This is a genomic window from Clostridioides sp. ES-S-0049-02 (assembly GCF_020658465.1).
Classification (GTDB): domain Bacteria; phylum Bacillota; class Clostridia; order Peptostreptococcales; family Peptostreptococcaceae; genus Clostridioides.
The window spans coordinates 287,577-306,128 of record NZ_JACVWG010000001.1; the positions used below are offsets into that span (position 1 = coordinate 287,577).

The following is an 18,552-nucleotide window of genomic DNA, read 5'->3' on the forward strand; positions in this document are numbered from 1 at the left end:
TATTGATTTTATCAATATGTCCCTTATATAGTTAGATTTATTCTAGATTATCGATTATTTGGAATGCTTTTATAACCTCAGGAAGTTCTTTTTCTTCAGGCATTCTAAATCTTATAAAGTTTTTATCAAGTCCAGTAAAATCGCTACCAGATATAACTCTTATTTTTAATTTTGCAAATTCTTGTTGTAAATTTATATCTTTATTTTTATGTTCAACTGTCATTATAGATACAGTATCACTAGTCTCAGCTATGTTAAGGTTTTTCCATGGAATCAATAGTTGATTTTTTATAGCTTTTGTTTTTTCTTTTAATTCTTCTATAAATTGAACATCATCTAATAAATTAGCTGCAATACTACGAGAGATTTCAGATACTTCGTAAGGAGTAGAAATCTTTTTAATAGGATTAACAAGTTGTTCAGGAAGAACTGCATATCCTGCTCTTAGTCCAGCCAAACCAAAACCTTTTGAGAATGTTTTTAGAACAATTACATTGCCATAATCATTTAAAAGTTTTACAGCTGAATTTTCTTTTGGCATATATTCACCATAAGCCTCATCTATCATAACAGCTATATCATATTTTGCTGCCTCTTTTACTATATTTTCAATTGATGATAGAGGTATAATTTGTCCAGTAGGATTATTTGGGTTATCTATGTAAATTAATTTATATTCTGAATTTATTTTTTCAATAAATTCCTTTTCATTAAACTTGAAATTATTTTCTTTCTTTAAAAGAACATAGTCATAAGTAGCACCATGCATTTTTATATCTGTTTCATATTCTGAAAATTGAGGTGAATATCCTAAAACCTTATCTCCTTTTTCAATAAATAATCTATTTAAAAGATAAATAACATGTATAGAACCATCAGCTAGACAAATTCTATCAGTAGTTAGTGCTGTAAAGTCTTTCCAATAATCAACTATATTGTTTTTTAGACTAATTGAATGAGGGTATCCTCTTATCATATCAAATTCTAAAGCATTAAAAGCTTCTACAGCTTTATTTGAGAAAGATACTGTATTTATACCTTCGCCACAATCTATCTCAAATACATCTTCGCAATGACCAGATTCTATGGCATAACTTTTTTTCAACTGCATTTCAATAGCTTTGTTAATTTTTAATTTCATAGCTTATCACTCCTTATTTAGTCAATAATAAATGTTAAAAAAGTTGCTAGATTTAAAATATTGTGAAAATACATAATAGTAAAAAACAAATATAAATATTATAATTGCTCACTTTATTTAATATGATTATATATCATATATTGTAAAATTTCTAGCATTATAAGACTATAAATTGAAAATATTCAGAAAAATACTACAAGAAACGATTTATTTTGCCTTGATATGGAAGTATAGGAATGTTATTAATTTTATAAATTGGAATAGTTTAAGTGTAAAGTTATGATATAATTTAATAAGGGTAATTCTTTAAATTAGATTAAGGAAATATAAGTATACAATAAAATGTTATGGAGTTGGATGATGGGATATAAATTGATTGTAACAGATATGGATGGAACTTTATTAGGAAATAACCATAAAGTTACTGATGAAAATAAAATTGCACTGCAAAAAGTTATTAAAAGTGGTATTAATGTAACTTTAGCAACAGGAAGAACTTTCGATTCAGCTAAATGCAATGTAGATTTTCTTAAAGAAGATATGCCAATAATAGCTTGTAATGGCTCATTGATAAGGGAACAAAATGGAAATATAATATATTCAAATAAAATTGATACAAAAACATGTCTAGATATTTTAGATGTGTTAGACAAATATAATATTTACTATCAATGTAATAGTATAGATTCCATGCTTTCAAAAAAAATAGAAGGGCGTGAAGATAGAATAAGTGTGTTTTTGGGCTCTGAAACAGAAGTAATTATAAGGGATGATTTAAGAGAAGAGATTTCTAAAAATGACATATTAAAGTTTGTAATAATAGAAGAAAAAAATCCAGCTATTTTAGACGAAATAAGAAAAGAATTAAAAAAAGTTCAAGGCATAAAAATAACTTCTTCTTGGCCAAATAATATTGAAGTTATGAATACTGGTGTTGATAAAGGCAATGCGGTTAAAATTTTAGCTGAAAAAATGAATATAGATAGAGAAGATATAATTGCATTTGGAGATAATTACAATGATATAGAAATGATACAATTTGCTGGTCTTGGTGTAGCTATGGGAAATGCAGAAGAATTGATTAAACAAGAGGCTGATTATGTGACAGATAGCAATCAAGAGAGTGGAGTTGCAAAAGCAATTTATAAGTTTTTTGAGTTAAAAGAGTCACTTAGTTCTTAAAAAAGGCATTTAAAGGAAAAAATAGGTTGACTATTTTATAGATAGTAATTATAATACAAATAGGTAAAATATAAAAATTTAGATTCAGTGAAGAAGAGAGTAGATATAAAGCAGGTCTCAGCGAGTTAGGGATGGTGTAAGCCTAATGATAATACTTTATATTGAATAGAGCTTTGGAGAATATTACTTGAAATTCAGTATGGTAATAGGTAATCTCGCCTTAAGAGAATAGAGTGGGTAAACATAGTTTATCAACTAGAGTGGTAACACGGAATATTTCGTCTCTTGGTCTTTTTGACCAAGAGATTTTTTATTTTTAGCTAAAGTAAAAATATTATAATTAAAATATAAAAAATTAAAATATGAGGTGAAAAATATGAAATTATGGGGTGGACGTTTTAGAAAAGCTGAAAATCAACTTATGGAAGAATTTAATAAATCTTTTGGGTATGACTGTATACTATACAAAAAAGATATCGAAGGAAGTATAGCACATGTCTATATGCAAGTAAAATGTGGGCTTTTAACAGATGAAGAGGGAAAAGCTATAACAGAAGGTCTAAATGGAATACTTGAAGATATTGAAAATGGAAAATTGGCATTAGATGGAGATTATGAAGATATACATAGTTTTACTGAGATAAACTTGATTCAAAGAATAGGTGATGTTGGGAAGAAACTTCATACAGCTCGTAGTAGAAATGACCAAGTTGCAGTTGATATGAGATTATATGCCAAAGAAAAGGCAAGTGATTTAGTGGGGTTAATATCTGGATTTAAAGAAACTATAAAAGATGTTGCTGATAAAAATTCAGTAATGATGCCAGGATATACTCATCTTCAAAGAGCGCAAGTGGTAACTTTTAAACATCATTTGATGGCATATTATAGTATGTTTGATAGAGATGAGAAAAGAATAAAAAATGCTATAGAAATATTAGATGAATCACCTTTAGGTTGTGGAGCTTTGGCAGGAACTACACATGATATAGATAGAAATATAACTTGTGAGCAATTAGGATTTAAAAAAGTTGTAGATAATTTTATGGATGGTGTAAGTGATAGAGACTATTTATTAGAACTAATGAGTGATTTTTCAATTATAATGATGCATTTAAGTAGACTTAGTGAAGAATTGATACTTTGGAGTTCTCAAGAATTTGGGTTTGTTGAAATAGATGATTTATATACTACTGGAAGTAGTATAATGCCTCAAAAGAAAAATCCTGATGGTGCAGAACTTATAAGAGGTAAGACTGGTAGAGTATATGGAAATTTATTTGGTCTTTTTACAGTGATGAAAGGTATACCACTAGCTTACAATAAAGATATGCAAGAAGATAAGGAAGGCTTCTTTGATAGTGTACACACTCTTGAAATGTGTATACAAATAATGGAGAGAATGATAGCTACATTAAAGGTAAATGAAGATAAAATGAAACAAGCAGTTAAAAATGGGTTTTTAAATGCTACAGAAGTTGCTGACTATCTAGTTAAAAATAATGTTGCCTTTAGAGATGCACATGGAATTGTTGGAAGTATTGTAATATATTGTGAAGATAATAAAAAAGCAATAGAAGATTTGACACTAGAAGAATTACATAAGTTTTCAGATGAATTTAAGGAAGATATTTATGACTTTATTAACTATGAAAGTATATTAAACAAAGGAATAAAAAAGAATTTAAAATAATATAGGATATTAAGTTTTAAAAGCTGTGAATTTTAATGAGTGGTATCATTAAAACTCACAGCTTTTTATTATACAAAACATTATTTATAATGCAATATCAATAACTTTTAGAGCCAATAAATTTAAATTTATTAACACTAAAAAGTTACTAAAAATAAAACCTTCTATTATTAAAATGATAATTAATATCAATAAGTATTGACAAAATTATTTTTAGATATTATTATATATAGTATAAATAATAATGAAAATCAATATCAAATAAGGCGGGAGGCAGTCTAATGAACTTATTAGTGATTGGTGGCCATGAAAGAATGGAAAAAGATTATATGGTTATGGCCAAGAAAAAAGGTTATAAAACAAAAGTATATACTACTATGTCATCTAAATTAAATAACTCTATAGGAAAACCTGATGCTGTTGTTATACTTACATCAACAGTTTCACATAAGATGTCTAGAACAGTTGAGTCTCAGGCTAAAAAACAGGATATACTAATTGTAAGACATAAAAATAGTAGTAAGGTAGCATTTAATGAATGTCTAGATATGGTTGATGAATGTCTAGGAAACTGTTCAAAATGTAAACTTAACGATAAGCAAAAACAGAAAAATACATAAATATATAATTTAATAAGTTTGAGAATACATATTCAATATGTGTTGAGTGTGTGAAATAAAGTGTGCATTCTTCCAAAAAGTTGTGGTAGTAAAAATATCACAATATACAAGGAAGGAGCACATTTTTATTTTTTAACAAAAATAAAATGTTAAAGAGATTATTGAAAAATATTATTTTAATTATTTTTAAGTTAAGTGCATTTTTAGTAAAATAAGAAAACATAAATAAAAACATATTAACTTAATTTTTGTAGAATTAATTGTCAATTTTTTATTTAAATGGTAGAATATTCATGGATGGTATCTTGTTATAAGAACTATACTTTAAATGTTTTTAATTATTTTGTCTTATATAACTCATATCTTCATGAATGAGATTGGAAATTAAGATGTTGTATCACAAGTTGGAGGTGATACTATTAAAATAGGATTTATTGGTTCTGGAAAAGTTGGGACATCTTTAGCAAATTATTTTTTGTCAAAAGATTATTGTGTAACGGGCTTTTATGGAAGAAATCAATTATCTTTATTAGAATCAACAGATTTAACAAAAACAAAGATTTATAGTAACTTGAAAGACATTATTTATGAAAATGATATATTATTTATTACAACATCAGATGATTCTATTGAAATCATAGACAAAAAACTTTCCAAATTTAATTTAAAACATAAATACATTTGCCACACAAGTGGCTCTTTAAAATCTAGTATATTGTTCTGTTCAAAAAAAGCAGGTGCATTAATTTATTCTGTCCATCCTATATTTGCATTTTCCAATAAAAATACTGATATTAAAAAAATGAAAGACATTTGTTTTTCCATAGAAGGTGATAATGAAAAAGATGATTTATTTATTCAAAATTTTATAAATAGCCTAGGAAATCGGTTTTTCATAAGAGATAAAAATACTTCATCCACTTATCATGTGGCCAATGTTTTAGTTTCAAATTTAGTGTTATCTTTACTATATGTAGGAGTAAGTTACTTTATTAAATTGGGTCTATCTGAAGAAGAAGCTTTAAAAGCTATAAATCCTTTGGTCAAAATAAATATAGAAAATATACTTGATAAGGGATTTACTAAATCCCTTACTGGACCTGTTGTTCGTGGTGATATAACACCAATAAAAAAACATTTATCAGCATTAGATAAAAAAGATGAAGATATTTACAAAATACTCTCCTTAAATCTACTAAAAATAATAGCCTTGGAAAATGAAGATTCATTAAAATGTACAAAAAATATTTCTATAGAAAATGCAGTCGAAGATTTAATGAGTAAATCTGAAAAATATAAAGAGATTTACAAAATTTTAGGAGGAAAAAACAATGAAAAATACTATACTGACTTTTAAAAATGCTAAAAGTGATGGAAGGAAGCTATCTATGCTTACTGCTTATGATTACTCAATAGCAAAAATAATGGATGAATGTAATATAAATGGTATTTTAATAGGAGATTCATTAGGAATGGTCGTAAAAGGTGAAGAAAACACTCTATCTGTTACTATAGATGAAATTATATATCATACAAAAGCTGTAAAAAATGGTGCCAAAAATGCCTTAATTGTAAGTGATATGCCATTTCTATCTTACCATGTTTCTACAGAAGAGGCTGTTAAAAATGCTGGCAGACTTGTAAAAGAAGGTGGGGCACATGCTGTAAAATTAGAAGGTGGCTCAAACGTTATAGAACAAATAAAAAACATTGTAAATGCTCAAATACCTGTAATGGGCCATTTAGGACTAACACCTCAATCTGTAAATTCATTTGGTGGATTTAAGGTTCAAGGAAATACTAGTGAAACAGCAAAACAACTTATTGAAGATGCTAAATTAATAGAAAAAGCAGGAGCATTTTCTATTGTCCTTGAAGGAGTTCCTGCTAAAATAGCTGAGAAGGTGACTAATTCTATTTCAATTCCCACAATAGGGATAGGAGCAGGAATTAATTGTGATGGTCAAATTTTAGTTTATCAAGATATGTTGGGGATGTTTGGAGATTTTGTACCTAAATTTGTAAAGCAATACGCAAATATAGGAGATATAATGAAAGATTCAATTAAAAATTACATACTAGAAGTTGAAACTGGCGTATTTCCACAAGAAAAACATAGCTTTTCAATAAATGAATCTGAATTAGAAAAATTATACTAAGATTAAGGATGGTACAAAATGCTTGTAAAAGAAATACAATCACTAAGAAATATAATTAAAGATTGGAAAAAAACTGGCTATTCTATAGGACTTGTTCCTACTATGGGATTTTTACATGAAGGACATCAAAGCCTTATTAAAAAAGCTGTAAAAGAAAATGATAAGGTAGTAGTAAGTGTATTTGTAAATCCAACTCAGTTTGGACCAAATGAAGATTTTAACAGTTATCCGAGAGATATAGAAAAAGATTTTAAATGCTGTATAGATAGTGGTGCATCAGTAGTCTTTAACCCATCATCAGAAGAAATGTATTTGAAAGGCAATTGTACTACCATAGATGTGTCTGGACTTACAGATTTTCTTTGTGGTTCTAAAAGACCTGTTCATTTTGGTGGTGTATGCCTAGTTGTTTCAAAACTTCTGAATATAGTAACTCCTGATAAAGCTTATTTTGGAGAGAAAGATGCTCAACAATTAGCAGTAATTAAAAGGATGGTCAAAGATTTGAATATAGACACAAAAATAATAGGATGCCCTATAATTCGTGAAAAAGATGGTTTAGCAAAAAGCTCAAGAAATACATATCTTTCAAAAGAAGAAAGAAAAACTGCTTTAGTTTTAAATGAAAGCCTAAGCTTGGCAAAAGAAGAACTGGCAAAAGGAAATCTAGATGTAAAAAAAATAAAAGAATTAATAACATCTAAAATAAATTCTGAAGATTCAACAAAAATAGATTATGTTGAAATTGTAGATAGTGAGACATTACAACCTGTTGAACATATAGAAAATTCTGTACTTGTAGCAAGTGCTGTTTTCATAGGAAAAACTAGATTAATTGATAACTTTACATTTCAATTTGATATATAGGTTGTTGTTTTATACAGTATAGATAATTAAAAAAATGATATTTTATAAAAAGAAAAATTTAAAAATTAGATTTGCTTAAGATTATGATTAATTGTAATTATATGGGAGGTCTCAAAATAAAAATTTGGGTATCTCCTTTTTTGTATAAAAAAGAAAAGGGATTCCTAAGAACTCCTTTTCTATGTGATAATTGTTCTTTAAAAAAACATTATAATTATAGCAGATAAGGGTGTTATAAATAAGTGGTATTGCTATTTTCTCATATTTCTTTTTCCTCTAGACTTTCTTTTATTATTCTTTTTAATATTTGAAGCTATTATAAATATAACTAGAAGTACTAAAATAGCCATAATAATTTTAATAGAAAGCATCAAAGTTTTATTTTCAGTTATAAATGGAAGACTACTATCAAGGTTATTTTTTGCAACTAAATCTATACTCTTTTCTAGCTTACCACTATTATATATATTTAAAGTACCAACCTTAGTACCTTTTTTTACAGGTAAATCAATTTTATCTAGTTCAGTTTTAGTATTGTAGTCACCTTGAGACTCATTTTGTCCTAAAGTTATCTTATAACTATATTTTGGTTCATAAATTAATTCATGTTGTTTTGTAAATAATACTTTTTTAGTATCAGTATATTTTTCTTTATCAACAATAGTAGCGCATTTAAAGTTATCAAATCCATAATCAATTAAGATGCGTGAATCTAAATATAAATCGTAATTAGTTGAATTAAATACAGCAGCAATGACTCTTCTTCCATCTTTTACTGCACTAGATAAAAGACATTTACCAGCAGCATCAGTATATCCTGTTTTTATACCATCAACTATATCGTATTTTATATCTATAGATTGACCTTTATATGTAATCTTATCATGTGATGTTAAAAATTTATTAGTATTTACAAAATATCTTTCATAAGGGTATGCTTTTGTAGCATCAAACTTAAGTGACTTAGTTTTTACAATCTGTCTAAAAACATCATTATTCATAGCTTCTCTGGCCATAAGAGCCATATCATGAGCTGTAGTGTAATGATTTGGGTCTGGTAATCCATGAGGATTGTTAAAATGAGTGCCAGTAGCTCCAATATCTTTTGCCTCAGAATTCATAAGGTCAACAAATTTTTGTACATCTCCTTCACCAACATATCTAGCTAATACAAAGGCAGCATCATTAGAAGAATGAATCAAAAGAGCGTTTAATAATTGTCTTACAGTGAAAGCTTCGCCTTCTTTCAAGTACATACTAGAACCCTCTATCTGAGGTAGGTTTTTAATTTCTATTACTTGATTTAAATTCTTAACCTTTTTCAGAACTAAACAAGCTGTCCATGCCTTAGTTGTTGAAGCTGGATAAAGCTTAGAATCTCCAGATTTATTATACAATATTTTTCCAGTTTCATAGTCCATTAAAACGGCATGTTTGGCAACTATAGCTGGTTCATCATCTGCAAAAGATATATTAGAACTTCCTAAAAATGAAGCAAATATCAAGAAACAGATTAATAAAAGTGATAAATTTCTTTTCATTGTGAGCCTCCAAAATTTAAATTCATCTTTTAGTATAGCATATTTTTGTCAATAATTAAAATGAAGGAGTGATTAATATATGAAAAAAAAGGTAAAAATTATTTTGTTTTCTATGGTATGTTTTTTAACATTGTCAGCAATAATCATTAATCGGTTAGATGTCTTCAAAGAAGATATTTATGTTGTAAGTAAAAATAATTCACATAATAAAAAAACAGATAAGGTAGACAAAATAGTTAAAAATGAAGTAAATAAGCATAATAAATATGAGGGGAAAATAGATAAAAATATTCAAATTAATAAAATAACTATATACATAAGTGGAGCAGTGAATAGACCAGGGATTGTAACTATAGAATCAGATAAGAGACTTTATGATGCTGTAGAATTATTAGGTGGAACAACAAAAGAAGCTGATTTAAATGGAATTAATTTATCACTAAAGTTAGAAGATGAACAACATTACATAATACCTAAAATAGGAGAAACAATATCTGTTACAAGCAACAGCGATTCTAATAAGCCAAGTCTAGAAAACGAACCTAAAAATGAATCTGAAAGTAAAAATAATAAAAATCTATCTGATAAATCAAAAATAAATATAAACACAGCAAAATTAGAAGAACTGGATGCTTTACCTGGAGTTGGAGAAGCTACAGCTAATAAAATTTTACAACATAGAGAAGAAAATGGACAATTTGATTCAATTGAAGATATAAAAAATGTGAATGGGATAGGAGATAAAAAATACGAAAATCTAAAAGATTTAATTTGTATAGACTAAAAATATAATACAAAACTCACTTATAGATATGGTATTATAAATATGTATGTATATGTGTGTATATGCGGAAATTTAGTAAAGGAGGTACTTTTATGAAGAAGGAACAAAAAAAACTTACAGAGATGACAACAGCAGGTGGATGAGCAGCTAAAATAGGGCCAGAGGTTCTGGCATCAGTTTTATCTCAACTGCCTAAAAATGATAATATAGAAAATTTATTAGTAGGATTAGATACAGCAGATGATGCTGCTGTGTATAAGTTAAATGATGATATGGCACTTATTCAAACACTGGATTTCTTTACACCAATGGTAGATGACCCATTTGTATTTGGTCAAATTGCTGCATCAAATTCACTATCAGATGTATATGCTATGGGAGGAAAGCCTTTAGTTGCAATGAATATTGTTTGTTTTCCATCATGTCATGATATGGATGTACTTGCAGAAATATTAAAAGGTGGATTTGATAAAGTAAAAGAAAGTGGTGCACTATTAGTCGGAGGGCATACTGTAGATGACCAAGAACCTAAATATGGTCTTTCAGTTTCTGGAATTGTAAATCCAAATAAAGTTTTATCAAATGCTACTGCAAAGCCTGGCGACAAGTTAGTTATAACAAAGCCAATTGGTGTGGGTGTATTAAATACAGCCATGAAAGAAGGTATGGTAGAACAACATGTATGTGACAAAGTAGTAGAAATAATGATACATTTAAATAAATATGCAGCAATGAGTTTTGATAAAATTGATGTAAATTCAGTTACAGATATCACTGGATTTGGTTTACTTGGGCATGCTTTAGAAATGGCTAAAGCTTCTGAAGTGAGTATTGAAATTGATTCAAAGCATGTTCCAATTATCGAGGGTGCTGTAGAAATGGCAGAAATGGGAATCATACCTGCTGGGATGTATAAAAACATGCATTATGTATCAAAAGATGTAGAAATTGTAGGAGATGTAGAAGTTGCAGTTCAAGATATTTTATATGACCCACAAACTTCTGGAGGGTTATTGATTTCTGTAAAAGAAGAATTAGCAGAAGAACTTGTAAGAGATATGAAGTTAAATGGAGCAATAGAAGCAAAAATCATAGGTTCTGTAGTGAAAAAAGGGGAAAAATATATTAAAGTTTTATAAAATATTATATGTAGAGAAAGAGTGATTATTTTGAGCAAAAGAGAATTATTTGCAATGTTACCTTCAGTTGATGAAGTATTAAGTGATAATAGAATAGTAGAAATAATAGAGGAATATCCTAGAAGTTTAGTTTTAGAATCTGTAAGAGAAGTGATAGATTTTAAGAGACAATTTATTTTAAGATTAAAAGAGGATGCATCTAATTCTGTAACAATAGAATTTGATGAGATAATAGAATCTTCAATAGAGAGAGTTAAATTAAATTACTCATTATCATTAAAAAAAGTTATAAATGCAACTGGTACAGTTATTCATACAAATTTGGGGAGGTCTTTACTTAGTGAAGATATAAAAGATGAATTATGGTGTGCTGCTTCAAGATATTCAAACTTGGAATATGATTTGGATAATGGAGAAAGAGGCTCAAGATATTCTCATTTAACTAATACAATAAAAAGACTTACTGGTGCAGAAGATGTACTAGTTGTAAATAATAATGCAGCAGCAGTGCTTCTTGTACTTAGTACAATGGCAAAAGGAGGAGAAGCAATTGTATCACGTGGAGAGTTAGTGGAAGTAGGAGGTTCTTTCCGAATTCCAAGTATAATGGCTCTTAGTGGTGCAGAATTAGTGGAAATAGGCTCAACTAATAAGACACACTTAAAAGATTATAAAGAAGCTATTACAGAAGAAACTAATGTATTGATGAAAGTTCATACAAGTAACTATAGAATTATGGGATTTACAGAGAGTGTATCTATCGAAGAACTAGTTAATTTGGGTAAAAAATATAAGTTACCTGTAATAGAAGACCTAGGAAGTGGAGTATTTATAGATTTATCAAAATATGGATTATCTTATGAACCAACTGTATTAGATTCTATAAGACAAGGTGCAGATGTAGTTACTTTTAGTGGAGATAAAATGCTTGGTGGGCCACAAGCAGGTATTATAGTTGGGAAAAAAGAGTATATAGAAAAAATGAAGAAAAATCAACTTACTAGAGCTCTTAGAGTCGATAAGCTTACAATATGTGCACTTGAAGCAACTTTAAGGATGTACCTAGACGAAACAAAGGCTGTGGAAAACATACCTACTTTAAAAATGTTGACATATAACATTGAAGAATTAGAAGCAAAGGCAAATAAATTATTTGAAAAAATAACTGCCTTAAATCTAAATGCTAAGATAAACATAGAAGATGGATTCTCTCAGGTAGGAGGAGGGTCTATGCCTCTTGAAACAATAGCCACAAAGGTAATAACAATAACTCCTGAGCATATGAATGTATCATCTTTAGAAAAAAAATTAAGACTCAGTGAAGCTCATATAATAGCTAGAGTATATGATAATAAATATGTTTTAGATGTAAGAACTATATTTGATGATGAATTTGATGTAGTAGTTGAGGAATTAAGAAAAGCCTTTAATTAACTAAATTTGATATAGTAATACTATTAATTTTAATTGAAAATTAAAAGCATTGAAGCTTTGATAGGGGGCAAAAAATGAAAAACGTAGTAATTGGAACAGCAGGTCATATAGACCATGGAAAAACAACTCTTATAAAAGCATTGACTGGAAGAGAAACTGATACCTTGGATGAAGAAAAAAAGAGAGGTATATCAATAAATTTAGGGTTTACTTATTTTGATTTACCAAACAATAGAAGGGCTGGTATCGTAGATGTACCAGGACATGAAAAATTTATAAAAAACATGCTAGCTGGAGCATCAGGACTTGATATAGTTTTACTTGTTGTAGCAGCAGATGAGGGTGTTATGCCACAGACAGTTGAGCATTTAGACATCTTAAGTTTTTTAAATATAAAAAATGGAATAGTAGTTTTGACTAAATCTGATACTGTAGACGAAGAATTTAGAGAACTAGTAAAAGAGGATGTTTGTGAAAAAATAAAAGGTACTTTTCTTGAAAGTGCAGAAATAATTGAAGTTGATTCTGTATCTAAAAAAGGAATAAATACTCTTATTGAAAAAATAGATAAGATGAGTGAGGCAATAGAAGATAAAAACGAAAATTCTCCAGCAAGACTTAATATAGATAGAGTATTTTCTATAAAGGGATTTGGTACTGTAATAACAGGTACATTAATAGAAGGAAAGATAAGTATAGAGGATGACTTGGTTATATATCCACAAGTATTAAAAACAAAGATAAGAAGTATACAAGTTCATGGGGAAAGTAAAGATACAGCTTATGCAGGACAAAGAACAGCAATCAACATATCAAATGTAAAGGTAGATGATATAAAAAGAGGAGATGTTTTGGCTGCTCCAAATTCATTAGAAGAATCAATGATGTTAGATGTGAAATTATCATTGGTAAATCATCTAGAAAAAGGGATAAAGCATTGGGATAGATTGAGATTGTATCATGGGACTAGAGAAATACTTTGTAGAGCAGTTCCACTAGATAAAGATTTAATTGAAAACGGAGAGAATGGATATGTTCAATTAAGACTTGAAGAAAGTATAGTATCTAAGAAGGGTGATACTTTTGTTGTCAGACGTTATTCTCCAATGGAAACTATAGGTGGAGGTGTGATAATTGACCCATCTCCTAAAAAGCATAAGAGATTTGATGAAAAAGTTATAGAGGGATTAAAAATAAAAGAAAAAGGTGAACTTAAAGATATAATAGAAGAATACTTAAAGAGAAATCTAAAAAATTATCCAAATCTAAAAGAAATAATGAGTTATAGTGGTGCTCATGAAGAGCATGTAAAAAAAGCTATTGAGATACTTATATCAGAAAATAAAGTATTGCTTATTGGAAACATGTACATGCATATAAATCAATACAATAAACTAAAGGAAAGTACAATAAATCTTTTAAGTGAGTACCATAAGAAGTATAGATTGAGAAAAGGTATGTTAAAAGAAGAAGTAAGGTCTAAGGTAGAAAGTAATTTTAAGACTAGAGAAATGGATATCTTATTAGAAAAATTATCTACAGAAAATATTATAAAAATAGAAAATAATATAATATCATTATTTGATTTTGAAGTTATCTTAAATGACAAACAAAGAGAAATAGCAAAAAAAATAGAAAAAAAGCTAAAATCATGTGGAGTTTCTTCAATATTGACAATAGATGAAGTTTCTGAAGGAAATCATAACTATGCTGAAGTATTAGAGTCAATGATAGGTAACAAGGTAGAAAAATTGGATGATTTGTATATAATGGATAAAGATATTTATGAAGATGCAAAGAATACTTTAATAAATTATATAAAAGAAAATAAGGAAATAACATTAGGAGAATACAGAGATTTGATAGATTCTAGTAGAAAAAACTGTATGATTATATTAGAAAACTTTGATAGAAACAAAATAACTAAAAGAGTAGAAAACAAAAGAATTTTGTTTTAGCGGAAAATGTCTGTTTTTGCTTTGAGGTATAAAGAAGGAATTATAATGTCGAGTATCGTATAAATTAATTAGTATAAAATATTAATTAAGAGGAAGTGTAAAGTATTGAAGAATATAATACCTGCTGTGAAACCAGATATAAAAGAAAGAGAAGACATGAGCCTTTTATTTATAATAATGGGCTCAGTGCTTTTGTTATTTATTATAAAAGATACAAATAAATATGAAATTTTACTGCATGCTGTATATGCTACATTCTTAATAGCTACAGGAATGATTATATTTAATACTACAAAATTTAAAGTAGATTCATTTTCTACATTTTTAGGATTAGTATTTGCAGCAACTGGAGTATTGGAGTGTATATATTTATTTAATTGTTTAGGTACTAGAGCAGAAGCTGTAATTGGAATTAACATTACAATATCAGCAATGACAGATTTATTTCCTATATTAGGTGTGTATTTAAGTTTTAAATTTGTTAAGGATAATAAACAAATTCATTCGAGCATAATTTTATTTGTAGTAACTGTAGTTTTAACAATATCATCTTTATTCATAATATCTGAAATTTGTAACTCTTTAGATAGAGGGACATTACACTATACTTTAGGGGTTGTTACATCTATATTTATGATAATTGTCTCTATTATGAGTGGAATTGAACTAAACTCAAGTTCAAACGCAAATAAATGGGAATATAGTGAGAAAAAGTTTTTTAATAGAATAATAATAATAACAATCTTATCAAGAGCTCCAAATTTACTACATATAGTAATTGGTAATATACATATAGAAGGTATGTTATCACAAATAACAATAAATGTAGCATTATATTATTTATATAATTATATAGTATCTAAGAATATTAAGAAAACAGCATTGGAATTACATGATACAAATGAAGAATTAACAATAAAAACAGAAAGTTTGAAAGAAAAAAATAAAAAATTAATATATGAAACAGAAAAAATAGAAGAACTTAAAGAAATACTTATAAAAAGAGAATTACGACTACAATCTACTTTAGATGTTGCTGTAAATAGTATAGTTGTGTTTAGTAAGGATGGAGAAATTACATATGCAAATAAAAGTTTTAGAAATATTTTTGGAGATTATAAAGAACAAGATAAATTAAGTTATAAAGTTAAAAATTTTAGTGATTTAATAGAAAGCATTAATTATGTATTTATCAATAAAAAAAATATAGAAAAATTTATTGATACAAGTGACAATAAGGTTTACCAAGCTATATTTGCTCCTTTAATTATAGCTACACAAATAGAAGGAGTCTTATGTGTATTAAAGGACAAAACTAAGAAAAAGGAATACGAACGAAAAGTTATTGAAGCAAATAAGAGAAGTGAAGACTTTTTGGAAAGTGTTGGAGATGGTATAGTAGTACTTGAAGGTAGTAATAAAATATATGTAAATAATGCATGTAGACAAATATTTAAAGAGACATTAGAAAACATCGATTTTTCCTCAATATGTAAAAGTGAAGAAAATATAGAAAAAAGGTATGTAATAGAGGGTGAAGTAAAATATGTAGAGATGAGTTTTTCTCATTATAATAATGAAGGAACTTATAAAACTATTATTGTAATACGTGATACAACTTCTCGAAAGATATCTCAAATAAAACTTGAAGAAAGTCAATCCTCTTATTCAAGATTTATAGATATACTACCTGATGGTATATGCTTGTTAAGAGAAGACTTAAGTGTAAATTATGCAAATAAATCATTTTTGGATATGCTATCTTTTACAAGTATAGATGATGTAAAAGATTCTAATATTAAGATATTAATGAATGCAAATACTGAAGAAAAAATGAAATTTACTGAAAATATGACTAAAGTTTTAAATGAAAATAAGAGTATACTTTTACTAGAATATGAATTAATAAATAATTATGATGATATAGTAGAAGTAGAATTAAGCGCCTTGCCTTTTTCGATATATAACACTAGATATATAATGCTTATTATAAAAGATTTAGCACATAAAAAATACTCTGAACAAGCTGAAAAAGAATTACTTGAAAGATTTAAAACAGATAAAATAAAAACTGAGTTTTTTGCAAATATGTCTCATGAGTTAAAAACACCATTAAATGTTATATCAAGTTCAAATCAATTGGTAGATTCTTTCTATAGAAGTGAAAAAATAAAAGACTATAATAATAATATTAAATCTCATGTTGATTTAGTTAGACAAAGTTCCTATAGACTTCAAAGATTGATAAATAATATTATAGATTTGACAAAGATGGAGTCAGGATTTTACACACTTAAACTTGCAAAATACAATATTGTATCTGTAATAGAAGATTTGTTTATGAATATAGAAGAGTATGCAAGCAGAAAAGATATAAGAATTCTATTTGATACAGAGCTTGAAGAAATCAATGTCTATGTAGACAAGGCTGAAATTGAGAGAATTATACTAAATCTATTATCAAACTGTATTAAATTTACTGATAATGGAGGATGGATATATGTAAACATCTACTATAAAATTGATAAAGTAATAATAAGTGTTAAAGACACTGGTGTTGGTATACCTCAAGATAAATTGGAGTTGATTTTTGAAGAGTTTTCACAAGTTGACAAGACTTTATCTAGAAATACTGAAGGAAGTGGAATAGGACTTGCTATAGTTAAGAACTTAGTAAGTCTTCATGGTGGAGATATAGAAGTAATAAGTGAAGTTAATAAGGGTACAGAATTTTTAATCTCACTGCCAATGAAAAGCTTTAGTAATGAGTATTATACAGAAGATAAGAGAATATACAATCTTCAAGAAAAAATAAAAATAGAATTTTCTGATATATATTATTAGAAAGTTATTAAATTGTAAAAGTGAAATAAAATATTCTATATTTAATAGAGTACATTATAAAAAGCTAGGCTATCATAAAAATAAGTTTTTATGATAGTCTAGCTTTTTTTGATGTTAATTGTATTTTGTATCTATATGTGAGAACATATGATTTCTAGATTACCTTCAAATCCAAAACTTCCAAAATTATTTGGTAATATAAAATGCATACCTTTCTTTAAATCATACTCTATAGAACTGTGTATCAATTTACCAACTCCATCTAGGATACTGTACAAAGAAAAAGGTGTATTGTGAGTAAAATCACATTTTCCAAAAATATCTAATTTATAGACACTAAAAAATTCATTTGATACAAATGTTGTACATTTAAAGTTTGGTGTTGATACAATTTTATAATCAGTATCAAAATCTGTATGAGGAACATTTGTAACTTCTATTGATTTTTGAACATGAAGTTCACGTTTATTTCCTAAGTTATCAGTTCTATCATAATCATAAACTCTATAAGTAGTATCTGAGTTTTGTTGAGTTTCTAAAATTAATGTTCCCTTACATATAGCATGTATAGTTCCGCTTGGAACATAGAAAAAGTCACCTTTTTTTATATTAACTTTTCTAAGCAGTTTGTCCCATTCGTTATTATTTATCATTTCTATAAATTCTTCACGAGATTTTGCATTGTGACCTATTATAATTTCTGCATCATCAGAACAGTCTATTACATACCAGCATTCTGTTTTACCCAATTCTCCATTTTCGTTTTTTTGAGCATATTCATCATTTGGATGAACTTGAACCGATAAATTGTCATTGGCATCGAGTATTTTTGTAAGCAAAGGGAATTTATCTCCAGGTGTATTACCAAACAATTCTCTATTTTTCTCCCATAATTCAGATAGCTTTTTATTTTTATATTCTCCATTTTCTATCAGACAATCTCCATTTTTATGAGAACTTATAGCCCAACATTCACCTGTTGTAGGTGATTTTATCTCATAGTTAAATTTATCTTTAAGTGCAGTACCACCCCATATTCTATCCATAAAAATAGGTTTTAAAAATAATGGTTCCATAATCTTGTTCCTCCTATGATATTAAATTTATCCTACAAATAATTATATATAAATAGATTATAAAATCAATAGCAAAAAAGTTTTGTCCCTTGAAATGACATAAAGTATAAGGAT

At 27.5% G+C, this 18,552-nt stretch carries 14 protein-coding genes and 1 other annotated feature; of the genes, 11 read left to right on the top strand and 3 right to left on the bottom strand.

The features are described from left to right. Window positions 1-37: 37 nt before the first annotated feature. Window positions 38-1,141: a pyridoxal phosphate-dependent aminotransferase gene (locus IC213_RS01390; protein ID WP_227862657.1), complete on the bottom strand. Its 1,104-nt coding sequence runs from the start codon at window positions 1,139-1,141 to the stop codon at window positions 38-40. Between the two features lie 360 nt (window positions 1,142-1,501). Here IC213_RS01390 and IC213_RS01395 point away from each other — a divergent pair, with 360 nt between their 5' ends. From IC213_RS01395 to panC, 6 genes are all read left to right on the top strand, one after another. Continuing rightward, the gene (locus tag IC213_RS01395; RefSeq protein WP_227432533.1) at window positions 1,502-2,323 is read left to right on the top strand and encodes a Cof-type HAD-IIB family hydrolase; all 822 of its coding nucleotides are present in this window, start codon (window positions 1,502-1,504) and stop codon (window positions 2,321-2,323) included. 78 nt (window positions 2,324-2,401) lie between these two features. Continuing rightward, window positions 2,402-2,612, top strand: a binding site (T-box leader). A gap of 87 nt (window positions 2,613-2,699) precedes the next feature. After that, window positions 2,700-4,016, top strand: a complete 1,317-nt coding sequence (gene argH / locus IC213_RS01400) for an argininosuccinate lyase (RefSeq protein ID WP_227432534.1) — start codon at window positions 2,700-2,702, stop codon at window positions 4,014-4,016. Window positions 4,017-4,297: 281 nt separating this feature from the next. Further along, a complete protein-coding gene (locus tag IC213_RS01405) occupies window positions 4,298-4,636 on the top strand; it encodes a DUF2325 domain-containing protein (RefSeq protein ID WP_021385441.1) in 339 nt (112 codons plus the stop codon). Between the two features lie 418 nt (window positions 4,637-5,054). Continuing rightward, window positions 5,055-5,993: a DUF2520 domain-containing protein gene (locus tag IC213_RS01410; protein ID WP_227824268.1), complete on the top strand. Its 939-nt coding sequence runs from the start codon at window positions 5,055-5,057 to the stop codon at window positions 5,991-5,993. Continuing rightward, on the top strand, window positions 5,968-6,795 hold the full coding sequence (gene panB, locus IC213_RS01415; protein WP_227432535.1) for a 3-methyl-2-oxobutanoate hydroxymethyltransferase: 828 nt from the start codon (window positions 5,968-5,970) through the stop codon (window positions 6,793-6,795). Before IC213_RS01410 ends, panB begins: the two co-directional genes overlap by 26 nt. 18 nt (window positions 6,796-6,813) lie before the next feature. Further along, window positions 6,814-7,662, top strand: a complete 849-nt coding sequence (panC, locus tag IC213_RS01420; protein ID WP_227862658.1) for a pantoate--beta-alanine ligase — start codon at window positions 6,814-6,816, stop codon at window positions 7,660-7,662. Window positions 7,663-7,913: 251 nt separating this feature from the next. On the opposite strand, the gene IC213_RS01425 is transcribed toward panC, so the two are convergent. Continuing rightward, window positions 7,914-9,203: a D-alanyl-D-alanine carboxypeptidase family protein gene (locus tag IC213_RS01425; protein ID WP_227432537.1), complete on the bottom strand. Its 1,290-nt coding sequence runs from the start codon at window positions 9,201-9,203 to the stop codon at window positions 7,914-7,916. Between the two features lie 79 nt (window positions 9,204-9,282). Between IC213_RS01425 and IC213_RS01430 the strand changes: the two genes are divergently transcribed. The 5 genes from IC213_RS01430 to IC213_RS01450 all read left to right on the top strand — a co-directional run bounded on the left by IC213_RS01430 (window position 9,283) and on the right by IC213_RS01450 (window position 17,362). Then, complete coding sequence (locus tag IC213_RS01430) at window positions 9,283-9,987, top strand: DUF655 domain-containing protein (RefSeq protein WP_227432538.1); 705 nt, start codon at window positions 9,283-9,285, stop codon at window positions 9,985-9,987. Window positions 9,988-10,079: 92 nt separating this feature from the next. Then, complete coding sequence (gene selD, locus IC213_RS01435) at window positions 10,080-11,126, top strand: selenide, water dikinase SelD (protein WP_227432539.1); 1,047 nt, start codon at window positions 10,080-10,082, stop codon at window positions 11,124-11,126. 54 nt (window positions 11,127-11,180) lie between these two features. After that, window positions 11,181-12,560 (top strand): L-seryl-tRNA(Sec) selenium transferase, encoded by a 1,380-nt coding sequence (gene selA, locus IC213_RS01440; protein ID WP_227862852.1) that lies wholly within the window; start codon window positions 11,181-11,183, stop codon window positions 12,558-12,560. Window positions 12,561-12,634: 74 nt separating this feature from the next. After that, the gene (gene selB, locus IC213_RS01445; RefSeq protein WP_227432540.1) at window positions 12,635-14,518 is read left to right on the top strand and encodes a selenocysteine-specific translation elongation factor; all 1,884 of its coding nucleotides are present in this window, start codon (window positions 12,635-12,637) and stop codon (window positions 14,516-14,518) included. 105 nt (window positions 14,519-14,623) lie between these two features. Next, window positions 14,624-17,362: a PAS domain-containing sensor histidine kinase gene (locus IC213_RS01450; RefSeq protein ID WP_227432541.1), complete on the top strand. Its 2,739-nt coding sequence runs from the start codon at window positions 14,624-14,626 to the stop codon at window positions 17,360-17,362. 131 nt (window positions 17,363-17,493) lie between these two features. On the opposite strand, the gene manA is transcribed toward IC213_RS01450, so the two are convergent. Next, window positions 17,494-18,438, bottom strand: a complete 945-nt coding sequence (gene manA / locus IC213_RS01455) for a mannose-6-phosphate isomerase, class I (RefSeq protein WP_227862659.1) — start codon at window positions 18,436-18,438, stop codon at window positions 17,494-17,496. Between the last annotated feature and the right edge of the window lie 114 nt (window positions 18,439-18,552).